Here is a 21499-nt window from a genome sequence, read left to right as displayed (position 1 = left end):
ACGGCAGGGTGCAGGGGGCCCCGGCCCCCTTACTGGAGGCGGTGCCCGCCGAGGCCCCCTGCACCCTGCCGTACGACCTGGCGGACTTCACGGGCCGCGGCGACGAGCTGCGGGAGCTGCTCGACTCGGCCGGCCGGGACTGCGCCCGGCACTCCCGGATCGTGGCCCTGGACGGCATGGGCGGCAGCGGCAAGACCTCGCTGGCGGTGCACGCGGCGCACTCGCTGGCCTCCGAGTTCCCCGACGGCCAGCTCTACATCGACCTGCGCGGCTACACCCCCGGCGAACAGCCGGTGACCGCGGGCGGGGCGCTCGACAGTCTGCTGCGCGCGCTGGGCGTGCCGGGTTCACGGATCCCGGAGGATCTCGCCGGCCGTACGGCGCTGTGGCGGTCGACCGTCACGGGGAAGCGGCTGCTGCTCCTCCTGGACAACGCGGCCGACGCCGACGGCGTCCGCCCGCTGCTGCCGACCACGCCCGGCTGCCTGGTCCTCGTCACGAGCCGGGCCCGGCTGGTGGACCTGGACTCGGCGCAGTGGATCTCGATCGACGTGATGTCGCCGGCGGAGTGCGCGGCGCTGATGGCGGAGACGCTGGGCGAGCGGCGGTACGCGGCGGAGCCCGAGGCGGCCGCCGAACTGGCCCGGCTGTGCGGCCGGTTGCCGCTGGCGCTGCGGATCGCCACCGCCCGCCTGCGCAACCGGCCCCGCTGGACGCTGCGTTACCTGGCGGACCGGCTGCGCGACGAGACGCGGCGGCTGGACGAGCTGAGTTCGGGGCAGCGCAGTGTCGCCGCCACCCTGCGCCTGTCGTACCAGGCGCTGGAGCAGGACTGCCGGACCGCGTTCCGCAGTCTGGCGCTGCACCCGGGGGGCGACCTCGACGTGTACGCGGCGGCCGCGCTCCTGGAGACCGATCCGGCCGAGGCCGAGGACATCCTCGAACTCCTCCTGGACGTCCATCTGCTGAAGCAGCCGGAGATCGGCCTGTACACCTTCCACGACCTGGTGCGGAGCTTCGCGCAGAGCCTCAGGTCGACGGCGACGGAGGAGGACGACTCCGCGTCGGCGCGCCGGCTGCTCGACTACTACCTGGCGGCGACGGAGTCGGCCTGCCAGGTGATGTTCCCGGGCAGGCGCCGCATCCCGACCGGGGTGGCGGAGGTGGAGGACGGGGAGGCATGGCTCGCGCGGCTGCCGCGGCTGGTGGACGGCGGGCAGGCCGAGCAGTGGTTCGCGCGGGAGCAGGGATCCCTGCTGGGGGTGGTGGGCCTGGCCGACCGGCTCGGCCACGACCGTCACACCGTGTTCCTCAGCCGCAACCTGGCCTTCCAGCTCAGTGCCCGCGGCCAGTTGGAGGAGTTCCGCTCGATGGGGCTGCTCGCGGTGGCCGCCGCGCGCCGGCTCGGCGAACTGCCGCTGCTGGGGGTGAGCCTGTCCAATCTGGGCGTCGCCTGCTGGAAGCTGGGCCGCTTCGCGGAGGGCATCGAGGTCGCGACGGAGGGCCGGGACGTCGCCGAGCGCCTCGGGGACGTCCAGACCCTGGCCCACAGCGAGGGCGCCCTGGGCCAGCTGAACAGCCTCCTCGGCCGGTTCCCGCAGGCGCTGTCCCATCTGGAGAAGTCGATCGCGCACCAGCGCGAGCTGGGCGCCAGTCGGGCGGAGGCGGAGAGCCTCACGCTGCTCAGCACGCTGTACGAGCAGTGGGGGCGGCACGAGGAGGCGGCGTCGGCGGCCCGCCGGGCGATCGCGCTCTGCGACGAACTCGGCCAGCACGAGAACAAGTTGGTGGCGTTCACGGATCTCGCCTTCGCGCACGCCTGCCTCGGTGACGACGAGGCCGCCGACACGTGCCTCGCGCGGGCGCGGGCCCTGTCCACCGAGAACAGCGATCCGGGGCAGGTGGCCCTGGCCCTGGCGCTCCTCGCGGAGGTCGCCCAGCGCCTCGGCCGGGACGAGCAGGCGGTCCGGTACGCGGACCGGGCTATCGAAACCATCGGGCCAAACGTTTCTCCACTGCGCAGGGCGAAGGTCGAGAACACCGTCGGCCGGTATCTGTACAAGCGCAAGGAGTACGGGGCGGCGCTCGGCCTGCACGAGAGCGCCCACGAGGTGGCGCACTCCCTGGACTTCCGCATCGAGGTGGCGTACGCCCTGTCCGGCATGTCCCGCGCCCAGGCCGCCCTCGGCCTGGCGGAGGAGGCGGCGCGCAACGAGCGGGCGGCGGAGGACCTGTTCGGCGAGATGGGCGTCCCGGCGGAACGCCGCCGCGGCTGACCCGGCGGGTCGGCGGCCGCACCGGGCGGAGATCGGGCGGCGGCCCACCCGGTGGGGATCAGACGGAGGCCACACCGGCGGGGATCAGACGGCGAGCAGGCCCTGACCGATGACGGTCGGCCCCTGGTCGTCGGTGGCACCGGCCTGCACGGCACCGGGCTTCACGACCGTCGGACCCTGGTCGTCCGACGCACCCGCCTGAACCACACCCGGCTTCACCACGGTCGGACCCTGGTCGTCCGACGCACCCGCCTGGACGACTCCGCCCTTGCCGATCACCGTCGGGCCCTGGTCGTCGGCCTGGAACTGCACGCCGGCCGGCCGGTTCTGCTGGTGTCCCGTCTCCACCGTGACCCCGAACCCGAGGGCGAGGGTGGCGGCGACGACGATCCCGGCGAGTCCAGTCGACTTGCGTCCCATGGCCTATCCCCTTTGCGTGGTTTCTGCGGTTCTGCTTCCCGACACCACGTACTCTCCGGCGACCCGTTCCCGGTCCGTTCCCGAGCCGATACCGCCCGCCGGTACGGCAGGGGAACGCACCCGGGAACGCCAGGTCGGCCCGGGTACGGCCAAGGGGCCGACGACTCCTCAGCCCGTCGTCCCGGCCCCCGGCTCACGCGCGAAGACGGTCGCGCCGCCGCCCAGCCGGCAACTGGTCACCCGCGGCCCCCGCTCGGTGAGGACCACGGTGGTACACGCCCGCCCCGAACCGATGTCGGCGAGGTCGAGCAGCGCGCGCACGGTCGCGCGCAGCGCGGCGACCTCCTCCTCGCCCGGCCCCGCGCGGTCGGGCGGGGAGTGGCCGACACGGCTCAGCGCCCTGATGTCCAGCACGGTGTGCATGCTGTTGTCGCTGACGGTCTCGACGGTGAACTCGGGCCCGTCCCAGGGCCCCTCACCGTCCGTACGGGCATCGGACAGACCCGCGCACGCGCCCTCGACCGACCGCTCGATGGCGGACAGCTCCTGAAGGATGTGGCGCAGCCCCTCGGCCACGTCGATCCGGTCCGGGGGATGTTTCATCGAAGACTCCTCCTGCAGAGAACCACTCCGCCAGAGTCGAGCGCCCCGATACCGTTTCCCTCCCGCTCCGGTCCCGTCGTACGGGCCGGCCCCGGGGGACGGGCTCAGCCGTTGACCGGCAGCACGTCCGGGGAGAGGGCTCCCGCGCGGGCCGCGGCCGAGGTCATCCGGCGGCGATGGTGGCGCCGGCACAGCACCTCGTAGCCGATCTCCTCGGCGGGACGGTTCACGTCCCCGACGACGACCTGCTCGCCCTCGACGACCATGGCGCCGCCCACCGTGCGGGCGTTGTGCGTGGCGCGGGCGCCGCACCAGCAGAGCGCCTCGACCTGGAGCTGCTCGATGCGGTCGGCCAGCTCGATGAGCCGCTGCGAGCCGGGGAAGAGCCTGGTCCGGAAGTCGGTGGTGATGCCGAAGGCGAAGACGTCGAGTTCGAGGTCGTCGACGACCCGGGCGAGCTGGTCGATCTGCTCCGGGGCGAGGAACTGGGCCTCGTCGACGATCACGTAGTCGGCCTTGCCGCCCTGGGAGAGCTGGGTGACGAGGTACGCGTACAGGTCCATGCCCTGCGGCGCCTCGACCGCCTCGGTCACCAGGCCGAGGCGGGAGGAGAGCTTGCCCTCGCCCGCCCGGTCGTCACGGGTGAAGATCACGCCCTGGAGCCCTCGCGCGTCGCGGTTGTGGGCGATCTGGAGTGCCAGGGTGCTCTTCCCGCAGTCCATGGTTCCGGAGAAGAAGACCAGCTCGGGCATGACGGGGCGGGGACCTTTCGGGGCGTGGCGGTGTCCGGGGTTCCGGAGGGGTCAGGAGCGGACTTCGAGGAGGGGGACGAGCTGCTCCGCGGGGGTCATGGACCCGTGCATGCCGACCATCGCGGACTCGTGGGGCTCGTTCACGGACGCGGTGATCGCCACGTCGTCGTGAGCCGCGGCGACGACGTCGCCGATCCGCCCGTACACGCGCTCGTCGACCTCGTCGCCGAACCAGCCGAGGGAGATCGCCTCGTCACGGCTCGCGACCCAGAACTGCTCCCCGATCACCTCGCGCCAGCAGGTGAGGACGTCCGCCTCGGCGCCCGGGACGGCGTACACGTGCCGGGCCCGGCCCTCGCCGCCGAGGAGCGCGACGCCCGCGCGGAGCTCCCAGTCCTCGTCGAAGTCGATGCGGTGCTGCTCGTCGAAGGGGATGTCGACCATGCCGTGGTCGGCCGTGACGTACAGCGCCGAGCGGGGCGGCAGCTGCTCGGCGAGCCGCTGCACGAGCCGGTCGACGAACATCAGCTGGCCTTGCCAGGCGTCCGAGTCGATGCCGAAGCGATGCCCGGCGCCGTCGAGTTCGCTGTAGTACGTGTAGACCAGTGAGCGGTCGCCGGCGGCGAGCTGCTCGGCGGCGAAGTCCATGCGCTCCTCGCCGGAGAGCCGCCCGTGGAACGTTCCGCCGCTGAGCGCGACCTTGGTGAGCGGGGTCTGCTCGAAGATCGGGGAGGACACCTGCGCGGTGTGGACCCCGGCCTCGTGGGCGAGACGGAAGACGGTGGGGTAGGGCTGCCAGACGTGCGGGGCGGTCCACGGCTTCCACCGGAGCTGGTTCATCAGCCCGCCGGTGGCGGGGTCGCGCACGGTGTAGCCGGGGAGTCCGTGGGTGCCGGGGTAGCGGCCGGTGCCCACGGAGGCGAGCGAGGTGGCGGTGGTCGCGGGGAAGCCCGCGGTCACCGGGCGGCCGGTGCCGCCGCGGGAGGAGCCGAGGAGCGAGGTCAGATAGGGGGCCTCGTCCGGGTGGGCCTTGATCTGCTCCCAGCCGAGCCCGTCGATCAGGAAGACGCAGTTCCGGTCGGCCGGGGACAGCTCGGGGATCCGGGCGTCGAAGCCGGGCACACCCTGACCGGCGACGAGCGTCGGCAGGACGTCACCGAGGGAGCCGGAGGTGTACTCGGGGACCGGCGCGGTCTCCGGGGCCAGCGGAACCGGGTCGTCGGGCCAGCCGTGGGTCGCGGCGGTCGGCTGCACCATCAGCGGGTCGGGGCGGCGGTGGCCGCGATGGCTTCGGACAGGGCCTGGGCGAAGACGAGGGTCTGCCGGACGGTGTCCGGGCCGTCGCCGGCCTCGCTCACCCGGAGGCTGAGGTCGTCGGCGGTCGCGTTGCCCGTGTAGCCGTGGTCGGCGTCGCAGTTGGCGTCGCCGCAGGCGGCCGGCTCCAGGTCGATGCGGGAGACGGCGCCCCAGCCGATGGTGAGGACCACCTCGCGGGGCAGCGTGCCCGGCGTGTACGACTCCGGGTTGGCGACGACGCGGCTGACGACCACCGAGGAGATCCGGTCGAGCTTCACGGACTCGGTGGACGTCGTGGCGTACGGCGTCGGGGAGCTGCTGTCGGCGGCCTGCTCGTCGGTGTGGCTGACGATGAAGCGGTGCGGGGTGAGGACGAGGACGGTGACGTGCCGCCGGACCTCGTTGGCGTCGAAGGTGGTCTCCTGGTGCACGACGTACGACGCGACGGCCTCGCCGCCGACGGCGGCCTCCACCGCCTCGGCCACGAGGGCCGGGTAGTAGCCGCTGCGCTCGATCGCCGCGCGCAGCCCCTGGGTCGTCGTACCGGTCTTCGCCATGGACTCCATCCTACGGGGCTGCGGGCCCCCCTCAGGCCCCCTCAGTAGCTCGGCAGGCTGCGCGGGCCGAGGTCGGTGCGGGGCGGCGGCGGGGCCAGTCGGACGGTGGCGCCGAGGACGGACAGCCCGCGGGGCGCCACGACCACCGGCTCCAGGGAGACCGCGACCACCTCCGGATGGTCGTCGACCAGCCGCGACACCCGGAGCAGGATCTCTTCGAGCGCGGGGGTGTCGACGGGGGCGGAGCCGCGCCAGCCGAACAGCAGCGGGGCGGTGCGGAGGGAGCGGACCAGATCGGCGACGTCCCGGTCGGTGGCGGGCACCAGCCGGTGGGCGGTGTCGCCGAGCAGCTCGGACGCGGCGCCGGACAGGCCGAAGGAGAGGACGGCGCCGACGGCGGGGTCGATGGCGGAGCGGACGACGGTGTCGACACCGCGGGGCACCATCGCCTGGACGACGGGCAGCAGCTCCTCCGGCTTGCCGAGGACCTCCGTCAGCTCGGCGTAGGCCGTACGGAGCTGTCCCTCGGACGCCAGATCGAGCCGTACGCCCCCGAGGTCGGGGCGGTGGCGCAGATGGGGCGCGGTCGTCTTGAGGGCCACCGGGTAGCCGAGCCGGGCGGCGGCCGCGCCCCATCTGCGCCACCGCCCCGACCTCGGGGGCGTACGGCTCGATCTGGCGTCCGAGGGACAGCTCCGTACGGCCGCCTCCTTCCCCGCCGACGAGGCCGAGGTCGCCTTCCTCGTCCAGGACGCGCACCAGGGGCGCGGCGTCGCCTCGGCCCTGCTCGAACACATCGCCGCCCTCGCCGAGCGCCGCGTTGACCGCGTACACCCGCCCGGTGAACCCGGCCCCGAGGAGGTTGCGCAGCACGGTCCTGCCGACCCCGCCCGGGGCGCGCCCGGCGCCGACGACCGCGACGGACCGGGGGGTGAGGAGGCGCTGCACGGAGCGGGCCTCGGCCCGCTGCTCCCGGGCGCGCTGCACGGCGAGGGAGCGGTCGGTGGGCTCCAGGTCGAGGTGGAGCCGTACGGAGCCGTCCTCGAAGCTGCGCTTCTGGGTGTAGCCCGCGTCCGTGAACACCTTGATCATCTTGGTGTTGGCGGGGAGCACCTCGGCGGCGAAGCGCCGGATGTCCCGCTCCCGGGCGACCGCGGCGATGTGTTCGAGCAGGGCCGAGGCGACGCCGCGCCCCTGGTGCGCGTCCTGGACGAGGAAGGCGACCTCGGCCTCGTCGGCGGGGAAGGAGGCGGGCATGCCCCGGTCGTCGATGCGGTCGTACCGCACGGTGGCGATGAACTCGCCGCCGACGGTCACCGCCAGGCCCACCCGGTCCACGAAGTCATGGTGGGTGAAGCGGTGCACGTCCTTGGCGGAGAGCCGGGGGTAGGGGGCGAAGAAGCGGTAGTACTTCGACTCGTCCGAGACCTGCTCGTAGAAGCTGACGAGGCGGTCGGCGTCGTCGGCCGTGATGGGCCGGATGCGCGCGGTGCCGCCGTCGCGGAGCACCACGTCCGCTTCCCAGTGGTCGGGGTAGTCGTGCTCCGGCAGCTGGTCCGACGCGCTCTGCATGGGGTCAGCCTACGGCCGTGGACCGACGGCGGCACGGGCCGCGCCCCGGTGGCGGCACCGACCGCGACACGGCGTCGGCACGCTCGCGCGGCGGGGGTCCGCCGTGCAAGGTAGGGAGCACGCCCCGTGGCGCGGGGAGGGCCGAAGGGCGGTCCGATCCGGGCCGAAGGTCGGCGCGAGCACGGAGCATCCCGTGAGAGACTGGTCTAGACAACCCGCTTGAGACTTGAAGGGCAACACCATGGCTGAGCGCCGCGTCAACGTCGGCTGGGCCGAGGGCCTGCACGCCCGCCCCGCGTCCATCTTCGTCCGTGCCGCCACGGCTTCCGGCGTTCCGGTGACGATCGCCAAGTCCGACGGCACCCCCGTCAACGCCGCCTCCATGCTCGCGGTGCTCGGTCTGGGCGCGCAGGGCGGCGAGGAGATCGTCCTCGCGTCGGAGGCCGACGGCGCCGAGGCCGCTCTGGACCGCCTCGCGAAGCTGGTCGCCGAGGGCCTGGACGAGCTCCCCGAGACCGTCTGATCCGCGACTGACGCGGGTCCGCTCCGGGTTCGAGCCGGAACCGATCCGGGTCCGCGCCGGTTCCGATCCGGGTCGACACCCCCGCACGGCGAAAGGGCCGTGACCGCCGGAATTCCGGCGGTCACGGCCCTTTCCCTTTTCCGTCGCGGCCTTTTCGGGCAGCACGGAGCGACGGCCTCGAATTGCTATTCCATGTATACGATGCGCGCGTTAATTCCCGGAACCCGCCGTGTTGACTGCATGTTGCGAAACCCTCACACGGCCGCCGGCCGGTTTCTTGAGGCGGTGCAGCGACTGCGTGCGCTCGGCGTGCAGCGCGGTCAGCGCCCTCGCCCGCTCGGCGTCGCCGCGCGCCACGGCGTCCACGATCGCGCCGTGCTCGGCCCAGGCGTCCACCGGCCGCTCGGGCTGCTCCACCGCGTACATCCAGGCGATCTTGTGCCGCAGCTGGGTCAGCAGGGCCGTCAGGGCCGGGCTGCCGGAGGCCTGGGCCAGCGTCTCGTGGAACCAGCCCCCGAGGGAGCGCAGATCCTCGCCCTGCCCCCGCCTGGCCCGCTCCTGCCCCAGCCTGACCAGGCCGCGCAGCACCTTGAGATGCGCCTCCGTGCGCCGCTGGGCGGCGCGGGCGGCCCCCAGCGGTTCGAGCAGCGCCCGCATGTCGAGCAGATCGGCGGCCTCCTGCCCGGTGGGCTCCGCGACCTGCGCCCCGGCGTGCCGGCGGGTGACCACGAACCCCTCGGACTCCAGGGTCCGCAACGCCTCGCGGACCGGCACCCGGGAGACCCCGTACCGGCGGGCGAGCTGGTCCTCGGTCAGCCGGCCGCCCGGCTCGAAGACGCCCGTGACGATGTCGTCCCGGATCGCCGTGCATACCGAGTGCGCGGGAATGCGCATGTCCGACCTCCGCCTTGGTCTGCGCGAGTCAATTCCAGCGGCGCCTCTTCTGCGCCCGGTCTGCGACTCTATTGCAGCGCGCCGGAATTTCCGATGCCCCGGCGGAATATCGATGTGCCGCACGCGACGAAAAGCCCCGGCTCTGTACGAGCCGGGGCTTTTGCGATGCGGGTGGGGGCGGCGCGACCGCCGCCCGTCGCGGGCGTCGGGTCAGACGTTGACGCCGCGGGCGCGCAGGTACGTGACGGGGTTGATGTCCGAGCCGTACTCGGCCGTCGACCGGGCCTCGAAGTGGAGGTGGGGCCCGGTCGAGTTGCCGGTCGAGCCCGAGATGCCGATCCGCTCGCCCGGCTCGACGCTCTGGCCCACGTGGACCCCGATGGAGGAGAGGTGCCCGTACTGGGTGTACGTGCCGTCGTTCATCCGGATGACGATGTTGTTGCCGTACGCGCCGCCCCAGCCGGCCTCGACGACGGTGCCGGAGCCGACGGAGACCACGGTGCTGCCGTAGGCGGCGTGGAAGTCGACGCCGGAGTGGCTGCCGGAGGACCAGAGCGAGCCACCGGTCTGGTAGCCGGTGGAGACGTACGAGCCGTCGACGGGGAGCTGGAAGGAGGCCAGACGGCGGCGCTCGGCCTCGCGGGCGGCACGCTGCTCGGCCTCGCGGATCTCCTTGGCGCGGGCCTCGGCCTTGCGCTTGGCCTCCGCCTTGGCCTTCGCCTCGGCGGCGATCTCGAAGGCCTCCCGCTCCTGGGCGGCGGCCTGGGCGTCGATCCGCTCGGCGAGGTCGTCCTCGGTGATCACCTTGGTGAGCCCGGTGTCCTCGAGCGAGCGGGGGTCCGTGTCGGCGGCGAGCGCCGGGGAGGCGAGGGTTCCGATGACGCCGGCGGTGGCGAGGGTCGCCGCGCCGGCGATGCCCGCGCCGCGGCGCGCCATCCGGCTCGGAGCACGATGCTTCCCGGTGGCACGGGTGAACGCCATGTAGGGGCTGATCCTTTCCTTCCCTCTCGCCTACCGGGTTAGCTGACGGGTTCGGAGCAGGAAGGTCTCCTACGAGCCCCTCCGTACGAGACGAAGGCGCCCGATTCACCCCAGGGACTACGTGTGGGTCCCCGGCTCCCCAGGCTCGCGCCTGACGGGGACTCGGCGATGTCTGCCCGATGCCGCGGGTGCGGCAGTGCAACTGACGAACAGACGGCCTGACGCTATGCGGATCGTCTTTCAATCACCAACCGGACTGGCGTTTTGTAAGACATGCCACAACACAAAAGCCAACCCTTGCCCCAATACGGACAAAGAGGAGGACCCCGACGGACCAGGCCGTCGGGGTCCTCTCCCACCCCAGCGGGGCGTCGTGAATCAGCCGGTCACGACGGTCACTTCACCGATTCCGAGCGCGCGCACCGGCTCCGCGATCTCCGACGCGTCGCCGACGAGGACGGTGACGAGACGGTCGACGGGGAACGCGCTGACCGCGGCAGCGGTCGCCTCGACCGTGCCCGTCTCGGCCAGCCGGGCGTACAACTGCGCCTGGTAGTCGTCCGGGAGGTGCTGCTCGACCTGGTCGGAGAGCGTCGCGGCGACCGAGGCGGCGGTCTCGTACTTGAGCGGCGCGACCCCCACCAGGTTCTGCACGGCGGTCTCCCGCTCGGCGTCGGTCAGCCCCTCCTCGGCCAGCGTCCGCAGCACCTTCCACAGGTCGTCAAGAGCCGGACCGGTGTTGGGCGTGTCGACGGAACCGCTGATGGCGAGCATCGAGGCGCCGTTCCCCCGGCCGTCCGAGCGGAGCACCTGCCCGAAGGCGCGCACCCCGTACGTGTAGCCCTTCTCCTCGCGCAGGACCCGGTCCAGCCGCGAGGTGAGGGTGCCGCCGAGGCAGTAGGCGCCCAGGACCTGGGCCGGCCAGACGCTGTCGTGGCGGTCGGGACCGATCCGGCCGATCAGCAACTGGGTCTGGACGGCGCCGGGGCGGTCCACGATGACGACCCGTCCGGTGTCGTCGGCGGTGATCGGCGGCATCGGGAGCGGCTCGGCCGGCTCGCCGGTCCAGGCGCCGAGCGTCTCGGCCAGGACCTTGTCCAGGTCGACGTCGGTCAGATCGCCGACGACCACGGCGGTGGCCGTGCCGGGCCGGACGTACGCCTCGTAGAAGGCGCGGACCGCGGCGGCGTCGATCGCCGCGACGGTCTCCTCGGTGCCCTGGCGCGGCCGGGAGATCCGGGACTCCGCCGGGAACAGCTCCTTGGAGAGCTGCTTGGCGGCGCGCCGGCCCGGGTTGGCCGTCTCGTGCGGGATCTCGTCGAGGCGGTTGCGCACCAGCCGCTCGACCTCGGTCTCCAGGAACGCCGGGGCGATCAGGGCCTCGGAGACGAGACCGAGCGCCTTGGGCAGCCGGGAGACGGGAACCTCCAGGGAGACCCGTACGCCCGGGTGGTCGGCGTGCGCGTCGAGCGTGGCGCCGCAGCGCTCCAGCTCGGCCGCGAACTCCTCGGCGCTGTGCTGGTCCGTGCCCTCGAACAGGGCCCGGGCCATGATGGTGGCCACCCCGTCGAGACCGGCGGGCTCGGCGTCCAGCGGGGCCGGCAGGAAGATCTCCACGGCCACCACCTGCTGGCCGGGCCGGTGACAGGTCAGCAGCGTCAGGCCGTTGTCCAGGGCACCGCGGTCCGGGGCCGGGAAGGCCCAGGGCCGGGCGTCGCCCGGCGTCGGCTGCGGGTGGAAGTCCATGCTCGTCAAAGACGCGGCAGCGTCGGTCACTGGTCCGCCCCCTCTTCCTCGTCGCTGTCGCTCTGTTCGGTCGCCACGGGCTCGTAGACCAGCACCGCGCGGTTGTCGGGGCGCAGCGTGGCCGCGGCGACGGCCTGCACCTCCTCGGCGGTGACCGCCAGGACGCGGTCGACGGCCGTCAGCGCGAGCTGCGGGTCGCCGAACAGCACGGCGAACCGGCACAGTTCGTCGGCACGGCCGGCGACGGTGCCGAGCCGGTCGAGCCACTCGCGCTCCAGCTGGGCCTGCGCGCGCTCCATCTCCTCGGGCGTGGGGCCCTCGGCGGCGAACCGGGCGAGCTCCTCGTCGACGGCGGCCTCGATCTGCGGGACCTCGACGCCGCCGGAGGTCTTGACGTCCAGCCAGCCCAGCGAGGGGGCGCCGGCCAGCCGCAGCATGCCGAAGCCGGCGGCGACGGCCGTCCGGTCGCGGCGGACCAGCCGGTTGTGGAGCCGGGAGGACTCGCCGCCGCCGAGGACCGTCAGGGCCAGGTCGGCGGCGTCGCACGCGCGCGTGCCGTCGTGCGGCAGCCGGTAGGCGGCCATCAGCGCACGGGCCGGGACCTCCTCCTCGACGACCTCGCGCAGCTGCTCGCCGATGACCTCGGGCAGTTCGCCGGAGCGCGGCGCGGGCTTGCCGTCGTGGCCGGGGATGGAGCCGAAGTACTTCTCGACCCAGGCGAGGGTCCGCTCCGGGTCGATGTCGCCGACGACCGACAGCACCGCGTTGTTCGGGGCGTAGTACGTGCGGAAGAACTCCCGCGCGTCCTCCAGGGTGGCCGCGTCCAGGTCGGCCATGGAGCCGATGGGCGTGTGGTGGTACGGGTGGCCGTCCGGGTAGGCGAGGGCGGTCAGCTTCTCGAAGGCCGTGCCGTACGGCACGTTGTCGTAGCGCTGGCGGCGCTCGTTCTTGACGACGTCCCGCTGGTTCTCCATGGACTCGTCGTCCAGGGCGGCGAGCAGCGAGCCCATGCGGTCGGCCTCCAGCCAGAGCGCGAGCTCCAGCTGGTGGGTGGGCATGGTCTCGAAGTAGTTGGTGCGCTCGAAGCTCGTCGTGCCGTTGAGCGAGCCGCCGGCCCCCTGCACGAGCTCGAAGTGCCCGTTCCCGTGGACCTGCTGCGAGCCCTGGAACATGAGGTGCTCGAAGAGGTGGGCGAGGCCCGTGCGGCCCGGGACCTCGTGCCGCGAGCCGACGTCGTACCAGAGGCAGACCGCGGCGACCGGGGTCAGGTGGTCCTCCGAGAGCACCACCCGCAGGCCGTTCGCCAACCGGTGCTCGGTCGCTGTCAGGCCGCCGGAGCCGGCCTCGGCCGTGGCCGTGTGACCCATGGGCATGTACGTCCCTTCGATCGCGATGTGAAAAAGTCCTGCCACTGTATGCAAGCGCGCCGACACCTGGCGAAGTTCCCGACCCCGGGAGATGTCCCTCTTCCGGGTCGCGGTCGGCGTTGTCGGTGGCACGGTCCACAATGGTCCGCGTCAGATCAACCTTGTTGGTGAAGGAGCCGCAGCCGCGATGGCCCGCCGCAGCACGAAGACACCGCCGCCGGACGACGCGTTCGAGGAGCGAATCCTCGACATCGACGTCGTCGACGAGATGCAGGGCTCCTTCCTCGAGTACGCGTACTCGGTGATCTACTCGCGTGCCCTCCCGGACGCCCGCGACGGCATGAAGCCCGTCCAGCGGCGCATCGTCTTCCAGATGAACGAGATGGGGCTCCGGCCCGACCGGGGCTTCGTCAAGTGCGCCCGAGTCGTCGGCGAGGTGATGGGCAAGCTCCATCCGCACGGCGACGCCTCGATCTACGACGCCATGGTCCGCATGGCGCAGCCCTTCTCCATGCGCCTCCCGCTGGTCGACGGCCACGGCAACTTCGGTTCCCTGGGCAACGACGACCCGCCGGCCGCGATGCGGTACACCGAGTCGCGGATGGCCTCGGCCGCGCTGCTCATGACGGAGTCCATCGACGAGGACACGGTCGACTTCTCGCCGAACTACGACGGCCAGGAGCAGGAGCCGGTGGCGCTGCCCGCCGCCTACCCGAACCTCCTGGTCAACGGCGCGTCGGGCATCGCGGTCGGCATGGCGACCAACATGCCCCCGCACAACCTCGGCGAGGTCATCGCCGCCGCCCGCCACCTGATCCGCCACCCGGGCGCCGACCTCGAGACGCTGATGCGCTTCGTGCCCGGCCCCGACCTGCCGACCGGCGGCCGGATCGTCGGCCTCGCCGGCATCAAGGACGCGTACGAGTCGGGCCGCGGCTCGTTCAAGATCCGCGCCACGACGAGCGTCGAGACGGTCACCGCGCGCCGCAAGGGCATCGTCGTGACCGAGCTGCCGTTCACGGTCGGGCCCGAGAAGGTCATCTCGAAGATCAAGGACCTCGTCGGCTCCAAGAAGCTCCAGGGCATCGCGGACGTCAAGGACCTGACCGACCGCAACCACGGCCTGCGCCTGGTCATCGAGGTCAAGAACGGCTTCGTGCCCGAGGCGGTCCTGGAGCAGCTCTACAAGCTGACGCCGATGGAGGAGTCCTTCGGCATCAACAACGTGGCCCTGGTCGACGGCCAGCCGCTCACCCTCGGCCTCAAGGAGCTCCTTGAGGTCTACCTCGACCACCGCTTCGAGGTCGTCCGCCGTCGCTCCGAGTTCCGCCGCGGCAAGAAGCGCGACCGGCTCCACCTGGTCGAGGGCCTGCTCGTCGCCCTGCTCGACATCGACGAGGTCATCCGGCTGATCCGGGAGAGCGACAACTCGGCGCAGGCCAAGGAGCGCCTCATCGAGCGCTTCTCCCTCAGCGAGATCCAGACCCAGTACATCCTCGACACCCCGCTGCGCCGCCTCACCCGGTTCGACCGGATCGAGCTGGAGACCGAGCAGAACCGGCTCAACGGCGAGATCGACGAGCTGAGCGGGATCCTCGACTCCGACGCGGAGCTGCGGAAGCTGGTCTCGGCCGAGCTGGCCGCGGTCGCGAAGAAGTTCGCCACGGACCGGCGCACGGTGCTGCTCGAATCGGCGGGCGCGCCCGTCGCGGCCGTCTCCCTGGAGGTCGCGGACGACCCGTGCCACGTGCTGCTCTCCTCGACCGGCCTGCTCGCCCGTACGGCGACGGCGGAACTGCCGCCGGTCGACCCGGACGCCGCGCGCGCCAAGCACGACGTCGTCCTGTCGTCGGTGGCCGCCACCCAGCGCGGTGACATCGGCGCGGTGACCTCCTCCGGCCGGCTGCTGCGGATCGCCGTGATCGACCTGCCGCAGCTGCCGAACACGGCGTCCGCGCCGAACCTGGCCGGCGGCGCGCCGCTCTCCGAGTTCCTCTCCCTGGAGGCCGACGAGACCGTGGTCTGCCTGACCACCCTCGACGAGGGCTCCCCGGGGCTCGCCCTCGGCACGCTCCAGGGCGTGGTGAAGCGCGTGGTGCCGGACTATCCGGCGAACAAGGACGAGCTGGAGGTCATCACCCTCAAGGAGGGCGACCGGATCGTCGGCGGGACGGAGCTGCGGACCGGCGAGGAGGACCTGGTCTTCATCACCTCCGACGCCCAGCTTCTGCGCTACCCGGCCGCGCAGGTACGGCCGCAGGGCCGTCCGGCCGGCGGCATGGCGGGCGTCAAGCTGGCGGAGGGGGCCGAGGTGATCTCGTTCACGGCGGTCGACCCGGCGGCCGACGCGGTCGTCTTCACCGTCGCGGGCTCCACGGGCACGCTCGACTCCTCGGCGGCCACCTCGGCGAAGCTGACACCCTTCGACCAGTACCCGCYCAAGGGCCGCGCGACCGGCGGCGTCCGCTGCCAGCGCTTCCTGAAGGGCGAGGACGTGCTGATCCTGGCCTGGGCGGGCACCACCCCGGCCCGCGCCGCCCGGAAGACCGGCACCCCGGTGGAACTCCCGGCCGTCGACCCCCGCCGCGACGGCTCGGGCACCCCGCTCCCCCACCCGGTCGACGTGGTGGCGAGCCCGGCCTCCTGACCGGCCCGACCACGGAAGAGACCCCGTGCGCCCGGCGAACCGCCCGGCGCACGGGGTCTTCTGCCGTCCGGCGAACCGCCTGTCGTACGGGGTCTCCTGCCGTCCGGCCGAGCACCCGGGAAGATCCGCCGAGCCGCGTGCACCGCGCGCGGCGGTCCGGTCAGACCGGCTCCTCCTCCGACCGCGGCACGTACCGCAGGACGCCCCACATGGCGTGCTCGTCGGGGGCGTCCCGCGGCCCGTCCAGCTCGCACCGCGCCAGTTCCTTGCGGAGACCGGCCACGTCGACGCCGGAGCCGATCAGAACCAGCTGGGTGAGCCGCTCCTCGCCCTCGGGCCACCGCTCGGGATAGAAGCGCAGGAAGCGGCCGACGGCGTGCACGACGTAACGGTTGTCCGGGTCGGCGGCGCCGAAGTCGACGAAGCCCTTGATCCGGTAGAGGCCCTCGGGCCGCGCGTCCAGGAAGGCCATCAGCCGGCGCGGATGGAGCGGCGTCGCGGCGGTCAGGGAGACCGTCTCGTACGCCGCGTGGGGGTGGGCGTGCGGATCGCCGTCGCCGTCCTCCGCCCCGTACAGGATGTCCTCGATCGACAGCTGCCCCTCGATCTCCCCCTCGGGGACCACCCGGTCGAAGAGCAGCTCCGGGTCGATCCGCCCGTGGGTGGCGTCGACGACGACGGCCTTCCCGGCGAGCCCGCCCACCGTCTCGTGGACGGCGAGCAGCTCGGCCGCGGAGACCCGGTCGGTCTTGTTCACCACCACGAGGTCGGCGATCGGCAGGTGCCGGTCGGTCTCGGGGTGCCGCTCGCGGGTGGCGGAGAACTCGGCCGCGTCGACGACCTGCACGAGCCCCCCGTAGACGATCCGGTCGTTCTCGCTGGCGAGGACCATCCGGACCAGCTCCTGCGGCTCGGCGAGGCCGCTCGCCTCGATCACGATCACGTCGAGCCGCGACTCGGGGCGGGTGAGGATCTCCAGGTACTCGTCGAGCTCGCTCGCGTCGACGGCGCAGCACAGGCAGCCGTTGCCGAGGGAGACGGTGGAGCCGACCTGGCCGGCGATCCTCATCGCGTCGATGCCGATGTCGCCGAAGTCGTTGACCATGACGCCGATGCGGGTGCCCCGGGAGCTGCGCAGCAGGTGGTTGAGGAGGGTGGTCTTCCCGGCCCCGAGGAACCCGGCCAGGACGACGACGGGGATCTGCTGCGTGGTCAAGGGACGTGCCTCCGGTTCCGTCGGGTCCCACGGCTGTGGGCTCCCCAGAATAGGTTTCCGCACCGACAGCGGTGCCCGCGCCATTTCCGGTCCCGGGGCGCGCCCCCTTACGGTTTCCGGCATGAGCCCCGCACAGACCAGCCCCTCGCGCCCGCGTGCGCGCCGCCGGCGGTTCGGCTGGCCGCGGCGGGTGTTCTCGCAGGTGCTGCTGATGCAGCTGGCCATCGCGACCGGTGTGACGGTGCTCGCCACCGGGCTGTTCCTGGCCCCGCTCAGCGCCCAGCTCGACGACCAGGCGATGCGGCGCGCCCTGGCCATCGCGGGGACGACGGCGTCGCCCCGGCTGGCGGCGGACCTCACGCGCAGCGAGCCGTCGGCGCGGGGCCCGGTGCAGGCGGAGGCGGAGCGGATCCGGACCTCGACGGGCGCGGAGTACGTGGTCGTCATGGACACGCGGGGAGTGCGCTGGTCCCACACCGACCCCGCCGCCATCGGCGGACGGGTCTCCACCGATCCGACGGACGTCCTCGCCGGGCGCGAGGTGATGGAGATCGACAGCGGGACCCTGGGCCGTTCGGCGCGGGGCAAGACGCCGCTGCGGGACGCGGACGGGCGGATCGTCGGCGCGGTCTCGGTCGGCATCGAGTACGACAGCGTCCGCGACCGGCTCCTCGCCGCGATCCCGGGGCTCCTCGCCTACGCGGGCGGCGCGCTCGCGGCCGGCGCCCTGGCCGCGTACCTGATCTCCCGGCGGCTTCAGCGGCAGACCCACGACCTGGCCTTCTCCGACATCTCCGCGCTGCTCGCCGAACGCGAGGCGATGCTGCACGGCATCCGCGAGGGGGTCGTGGCCCTGGACCGCAGCGGCTCCGTCCGGCTGCTGAACGACGAGGCCCAGCGGCTCCTGGGGCTCGGCCCCGAGGCGGCCGGCCGGCCGCTCGACGAGGTTCTCGGGCGGGGCCGCACCGCCGACGTCCTCGCGGGCAGGGTGACCGGCCAGGATTTGCTCACCGTCCGGGGGCACCGGGTGCTCATCGCCAACCGGATGCCCACGCACGACGGCGGCGCCGTGGCGACCCTCCGGGACCGCACCGAGCTGGAGCGGCTCGGGCGGGAGCTGGACTCCACCCGGGGCCTGATCGACGCCCTGCGGGCCCAGGACCACGAGCACGCCAACCGCCTGCACACCCTCCTGGGGCTGCTGGAGCTGGAGATGCACGAGGAGGCGGTCGAGTTCGTCACGGAGGTCGTCGGAGTGCACCGGGCCACCGCCGAGCAGGTCACGGAGAAGGTGCACGATCCGCTCCTGGCGGCGCTGCTCGTCGGCAAGGCGACGGTCGCCGCCGAGCGGGGCGCCTCGCTGCGCCTCACCCCCGACTCGCTGCTGCCGGACCGGCTCGTCGACCCGCGCGAGCTGGTCACGGTCGTCGGCAACCTGGTCGACAACGCCCTGGACGCCGTCGCCGGCACCCCCGGGGCCCGCATCGACGTCTCGTTCCGCACCGAGGGGCACGCGGTCGTGCTGCGGGTGACGGACAGCGGTCCCGGGGTCCCCGAGGAGCGCCGCGAGCTGATCTTCACCGAGGGCTGGTCGACGAAGGAGCTCCCGTCGCACGGGAAGCGCGGCCTGGGGCTGCCTCTGGTCCGCCGGCTCGCCGAGCGCCGGGGCGGCACGGCCGGGGTCGCGGACGGGCCCGACGGGGGCGCGGAGTTCACGGTCGTCCTCCCGGACGCCCTGAGCGAGCCCGAGCCGCTCCCGGACGCGCCGGTGCGGGAATCGGGGCCCGGAGCAGCCCCGGCCGCCCGAGGGCCGCTTCCGGAGCCCGCGGAGGAGGCCCGGTGATCGACGTCCTGGTCGTCGACGACGACACCCGGGTGGCCCGCATCAACGCCGCCTACGTCGGCAAGGTGCCCGGCTTCCGCGTCACCGCCACCGCCCACTCCACCGCCGAGGCGCTCACCGCCCTGGACGCCCACCCGGTGGACCTGATCCTGCTGGACCACTACCTGCCCGACGAGAACGGCCTCGCCGCCGTACGGGAGCTCCGCGCGCGGGGCCACCAGTGCGACGTGATCATGGTGACGGCCGCCCGTGACGTGGCCACCGTGCAGGCGGCGATGCGACACGGCGCCCTCCAGTACCTGGTGAAGCCGTTCAACTTCGCCGGGCTGCGCGCCAAGCTGGAGGCGTACGCGACGCTCCGCCGCACCCTGGAGAGCGGAGGCGAGGCCGAACAGGCCGAGGTGGACCGGATCTTCGGTGTCCTGTCGGCGGGCGCGGTGGCTCCGGACCTCCCCAAGGGGCACTCCCCCACCACGGCCGAGCTGGTCCGCCAGGTGCTGCTCGCCGCCGCCGGGCCGCTCTCCGCCCAGGAGATCGCCGAGCGGTCGGGCATCAGCCGCCAGACCGCGCAGCGCTATCTCAAGCTCCTCGAACGCACCGGCCGGGTCCGCCTCTCGCTCCGGTACGGCGAGACGGGCCGCCCCGAGCACCGCTACGCCTGGGCGGCCTCCCCCTCCCCCGACTGAGCCGCCTCGGCACGGCGCCGAGGCCGCTCCCCCCGTCCCTCCCCGGCGCGGCTGCCCGGCTCCTCTGTGCCGTCAGGCGGCTCCGGCGCCCGTCAGCGACCGGACCTCGGTCTCGGCGTGCCGCGCCTCGTCGGACGGCTCGGGGGACGTCACGGTCCCGAGCCAGCCGGCCAGGAAGCCCAGCGGAATGGAGACCACCCCCGGGTTCTGCAGTGGGAAGAGCTGGAAGTCGACACCCGGGAACAGCGATTCCGGACTGCCGGAGACCACCGGCGAGACGAGGACGAGCAGCACCGCCGGAACCAGACCGCCGTACACGGACCAGACGGCTCCCCGGGTCGTGAACCGCCGCCAGAACAGCGAGTACAGCAGCACCGGCAGATTCGCGGAGGCCGCGACCGCGAAGGCGAGGCCGACGAGGAAGGCCACGTTGAGATCGCGGGCGAGCAGCCCCAGGCCGATCGCGGCGGCGCCGATCACCGCGGCCGCGACCCGGGCCACGGTCACCTCGCTGTACTGCTTCGCGTGCCGTCGGCGCAGCGAGGCGTACAGGTCGTGGGCCACCGAGGCGGAGGAGGCGAGGGTGATCCCGGCGACGACGGCGAGGATGGTCGCGAAGGCGACGGCGGCGACGACCGCGAAGAGCACGGTGCCGCCGGTGGAACCCGCGCCGCCGCCGAGGTCGAGGGCGAGCAGCGGTACGGCGGTGTTCCCCGAGGCGTTGGAGGCGCGGACCTCGTCGGGTCCGATCAGCGCGGCGGCGCCGAAGCCCAGCACGATGGTCATCAGGTAGAAGCTGCCGATGAGTCCGATGGACCAGACGACCGAGCGCCGGGCGGCCCGGGCGGTGGGCACGGTGTAGAAGCGCGACAGGATGTGGGGCAGTCCCGCCGTACCGAGGACGAGGGCGAGGCCGAGGCTGATGAAGTCGAGGCGGGCCGTCCAGTCGCCCCCGTACCGGAGCCCCGGCGCGAGGAAGTCCAGTCCGTGGCCGCTGCGTTCGGCCGCCGTGGAGAGCAGGCTGTTCACGTCGCCGTGGAAGCGCAGCAGGACGAGCACCGTGAGGGTGATCGTGCCCGCCATGAGCAGGACCGCCTTGACGATCTGGATCCAGGTGGTGGCCCGCATCCCGCCGAGCGACACGTAGATCACCATCAGGGCCCCGACGCCGATCACCGTCCACGAGCGGGCCGCCTCGCTGCTCCCGCCGAGCAGCAGCGCGACCAGGCTTCCGGCCCCCACCATCTGGGCCACCAGGTACAGCACGGAGACGGCCACCGAGGAGGTGCCGGCGGCGATCCGCACCGGGCGCTCGGCCATCCGCGCGGCGACGACGTCGGCGAGGGTGAACCGCCCGCAGTTGCGGACCAGTTCGGCGACGAGCAGCAGCACGACCAGCCAGGCCACGAGGAATCCGACGGAGTACAGCATGCCGTCGTAGCCGTAGAGGGCGATCAGTCCGGAGATGCCGAGGAAGGAGGCCGCGGACATGTAGTCGCCCGCGATGGCGAACCCGTTCTCCAGCGGCGAGAAGAGCCTGCCCCCGGCGTAGAACTCCTCCGCCGAGCCGCGCCGGTTGCGGCTCACCCAGGTGGTGATGCCCAGGGTGACCGCGATGAAGACGCTGAACAGCACGAGCGCCAGGGTCTGGTGGTCCGCGTTCACGACTGCCGCACCCCTCGGGTCATCTCCTGGGTGTCCCAGCGCAGGTCGAGCGCGGCCCGGTCCCTCCGCAGCCGTGCGTGGCGCGCGTACGCCCAGGTCAGCAGGAAGGTGGTGAGGAACTGCCCGAGTCCCGCGACCATCGCCACGTTCACCGCCCCGGCCACCGGGCGTGCCATCAGCCCGGGGGCGGCGGTCGCCGCCACCACGTAGGCGAGGTACCAGAGGAGGAAGGCGAGGGCGGCCGGGAAGACGAACCGGCGGTAGCGGCTGCGCACTTCCTGGAAGGCGGGGCTCCGCTGCACCTCCAGATAGATCTCCGCCGCGCTGGGGACCCGCTGCCGCGGCACCGCGTCGGCGAGGCCGTCGCCGGCGGCTCCGTCCCCCGCGGGCTCGCCGCGGCCGGGGGCCGTCCCGCCGTACCAGGGGTCCTCGAAGGGCATCGCCGAAGCGTCGAG

Annotated in this window: 17 protein-coding genes, 1 pseudogene and 1 riboswitch; of the genes and pseudogenes, 5 read left to right on the top strand and 13 right to left on the bottom strand. The window is 73.1% G+C overall.

Translation table 11 applies throughout. The annotated features are described in order from the left end of the window. Window positions 1-2276, top strand: a 2276-nt coding sequence (locus tag EAO70_RS33560; RefSeq protein WP_148006666.1) for a tetratricopeptide repeat protein, incomplete at its 5' end; no start/stop codon positions are given. 84 nt (window positions 2277-2360) lie between these two features. On the opposite strand, the gene EAO70_RS33555 is transcribed toward EAO70_RS33560, so the two are convergent. From EAO70_RS33555 to EAO70_RS33530, 6 genes and pseudogenes are all read right to left on the bottom strand, one after another. Further along, a complete protein-coding gene (locus tag EAO70_RS33555; protein WP_148006502.1) occupies window positions 2361-2696 on the bottom strand; it encodes a hypothetical protein in 336 nt (111 codons plus the stop codon). A 168-nt stretch (window positions 2697-2864) separates the two neighbouring features. Continuing rightward, complete coding sequence (locus EAO70_RS33550; protein WP_148006501.1) at window positions 2865-3299, bottom strand: hypothetical protein; 435 nt, start codon at window positions 3297-3299, stop codon at window positions 2865-2867. Window positions 3300-3403: 104 nt separating this feature from the next. Beyond that, complete coding sequence (locus EAO70_RS33545; RefSeq protein ID WP_148006500.1) at window positions 3404-4051, bottom strand: thymidine kinase; 648 nt, start codon at window positions 4049-4051, stop codon at window positions 3404-3406. 51 nt (window positions 4052-4102) lie between these two features. Further along, a complete protein-coding gene (locus tag EAO70_RS33540) occupies window positions 4103-5308 on the bottom strand; it encodes an alkaline phosphatase family protein (protein WP_148006499.1) in 1206 nt (401 codons plus the stop codon). Next, window positions 5308-5904: a DUF5998 family protein gene (locus EAO70_RS33535; RefSeq protein WP_148006498.1), complete on the bottom strand. Its 597-nt coding sequence runs from the start codon at window positions 5902-5904 to the stop codon at window positions 5308-5310. The genes EAO70_RS33540 and EAO70_RS33535 overlap by 1 nt, the downstream gene beginning before the upstream one ends. A 41-nt stretch (window positions 5905-5945) precedes the next feature. Continuing rightward, window positions 5946-7476: pseudogene (locus tag EAO70_RS33530) on the bottom strand (GNAT family N-acetyltransferase). Window positions 7477-7717: 241 nt separating this feature from the next. Here EAO70_RS33530 and EAO70_RS33525 point away from each other — a divergent pair. Next, entirely contained in the window at window positions 7718-7999 is a 282-nt protein-coding gene (locus tag EAO70_RS33525) for an HPr family phosphocarrier protein (RefSeq protein ID WP_015036698.1), read from the top strand. 210 nt (window positions 8000-8209) lie between these two features. Here EAO70_RS33525 and EAO70_RS33520 read toward each other — a convergent pair whose 3' ends face one another. The 4 genes from EAO70_RS33520 to EAO70_RS33505 all read right to left on the bottom strand — a co-directional run bounded on the left by EAO70_RS33520 (window position 8210) and on the right by EAO70_RS33505 (window position 12993). Further along, complete coding sequence (locus EAO70_RS33520) at window positions 8210-8893, bottom strand: GntR family transcriptional regulator (RefSeq protein ID WP_148006497.1); 684 nt, start codon at window positions 8891-8893, stop codon at window positions 8210-8212. A 210-nt stretch (window positions 8894-9103) separates the two neighbouring features. Beyond that, complete coding sequence (locus tag EAO70_RS33515) at window positions 9104-9874, bottom strand: M23 family metallopeptidase (protein ID WP_148006496.1); 771 nt, start codon at window positions 9872-9874, stop codon at window positions 9104-9106. 12 nt (window positions 9875-9886) lie between these two features. Continuing rightward, window positions 9887-10052: riboswitch (cyclic di-AMP (ydaO/yuaA leader) on the bottom strand. A 200-nt stretch (window positions 10053-10252) separates the two neighbouring features. Then, a complete protein-coding gene (locus EAO70_RS33510) occupies window positions 10253-11620 on the bottom strand; it encodes a M16 family metallopeptidase (protein WP_148006665.1) in 1368 nt (455 codons plus the stop codon). A 26-nt stretch (window positions 11621-11646) separates the two neighbouring features. Next, a complete protein-coding gene (locus EAO70_RS33505; protein WP_148006495.1) occupies window positions 11647-12993 on the bottom strand; it encodes a M16 family metallopeptidase in 1347 nt (448 codons plus the stop codon). 181 nt (window positions 12994-13174) lie between these two features. Between EAO70_RS33505 and EAO70_RS33500 the strand changes: the two genes are divergently transcribed. Further along, window positions 13175-15634, top strand: a complete 2460-nt coding sequence (locus EAO70_RS33500; protein WP_148006494.1) for a DNA topoisomerase (ATP-hydrolyzing) subunit A — start codon at window positions 13175-13177, stop codon at window positions 15632-15634. Window positions 15635-15794: 160 nt separating this feature from the next. Here EAO70_RS33500 and EAO70_RS33495 read toward each other — a convergent pair whose 3' ends face one another. Further along, window positions 15795-16850, bottom strand: coding sequence for a CobW family GTP-binding protein (locus tag EAO70_RS33495; protein WP_148006493.1), 1056 nt, complete (start codon window positions 16848-16850; stop codon window positions 15795-15797). A gap of 121 nt (window positions 16851-16971) precedes the next feature. On the opposite strand from EAO70_RS33495, the gene EAO70_RS33490 reads away from it, so the two are divergent. Both EAO70_RS33490 and EAO70_RS33485 read left to right on the top strand, forming a co-directional pair. Further along, window positions 16972-18693 (top strand): sensor histidine kinase, encoded by a 1722-nt coding sequence (locus EAO70_RS33490; protein WP_261993156.1) that lies wholly within the window; start codon window positions 16972-16974, stop codon window positions 18691-18693. Further along, on the top strand, window positions 18690-19379 hold the full coding sequence (locus EAO70_RS33485; protein ID WP_148006492.1) for a response regulator: 690 nt from the start codon (window positions 18690-18692) through the stop codon (window positions 19377-19379). Before EAO70_RS33490 ends, EAO70_RS33485 begins: the two co-directional genes overlap by 4 nt. 72 nt (window positions 19380-19451) lie before the next feature. On the opposite strand, the gene EAO70_RS33480 is transcribed toward EAO70_RS33485, so the two are convergent. Then, window positions 19452-21044: a cation acetate symporter gene (locus EAO70_RS33480; protein ID WP_148006491.1), complete on the bottom strand. Its 1593-nt coding sequence runs from the start codon at window positions 21042-21044 to the stop codon at window positions 19452-19454. Further along, window positions 21041-21484 (bottom strand): DUF485 domain-containing protein, encoded by a 444-nt coding sequence (locus tag EAO70_RS33475; RefSeq protein ID WP_148006664.1) that lies wholly within the window; start codon window positions 21482-21484, stop codon window positions 21041-21043. Before EAO70_RS33475 ends, EAO70_RS33480 begins: the two co-directional genes overlap by 4 nt. Window positions 21485-21499 lie beyond the last annotated feature (15 nt).

It is taken from the genome of Streptomyces sp. adm13(2018) (assembly GCF_008042145.1).
Classification (GTDB): domain Bacteria; phylum Actinomycetota; class Actinomycetes; order Streptomycetales; family Streptomycetaceae; genus Streptomyces.
Note: the sequence above shows the minus strand (reverse complement) of the source record. Positions and strands in the feature narration are given on the sequence as shown.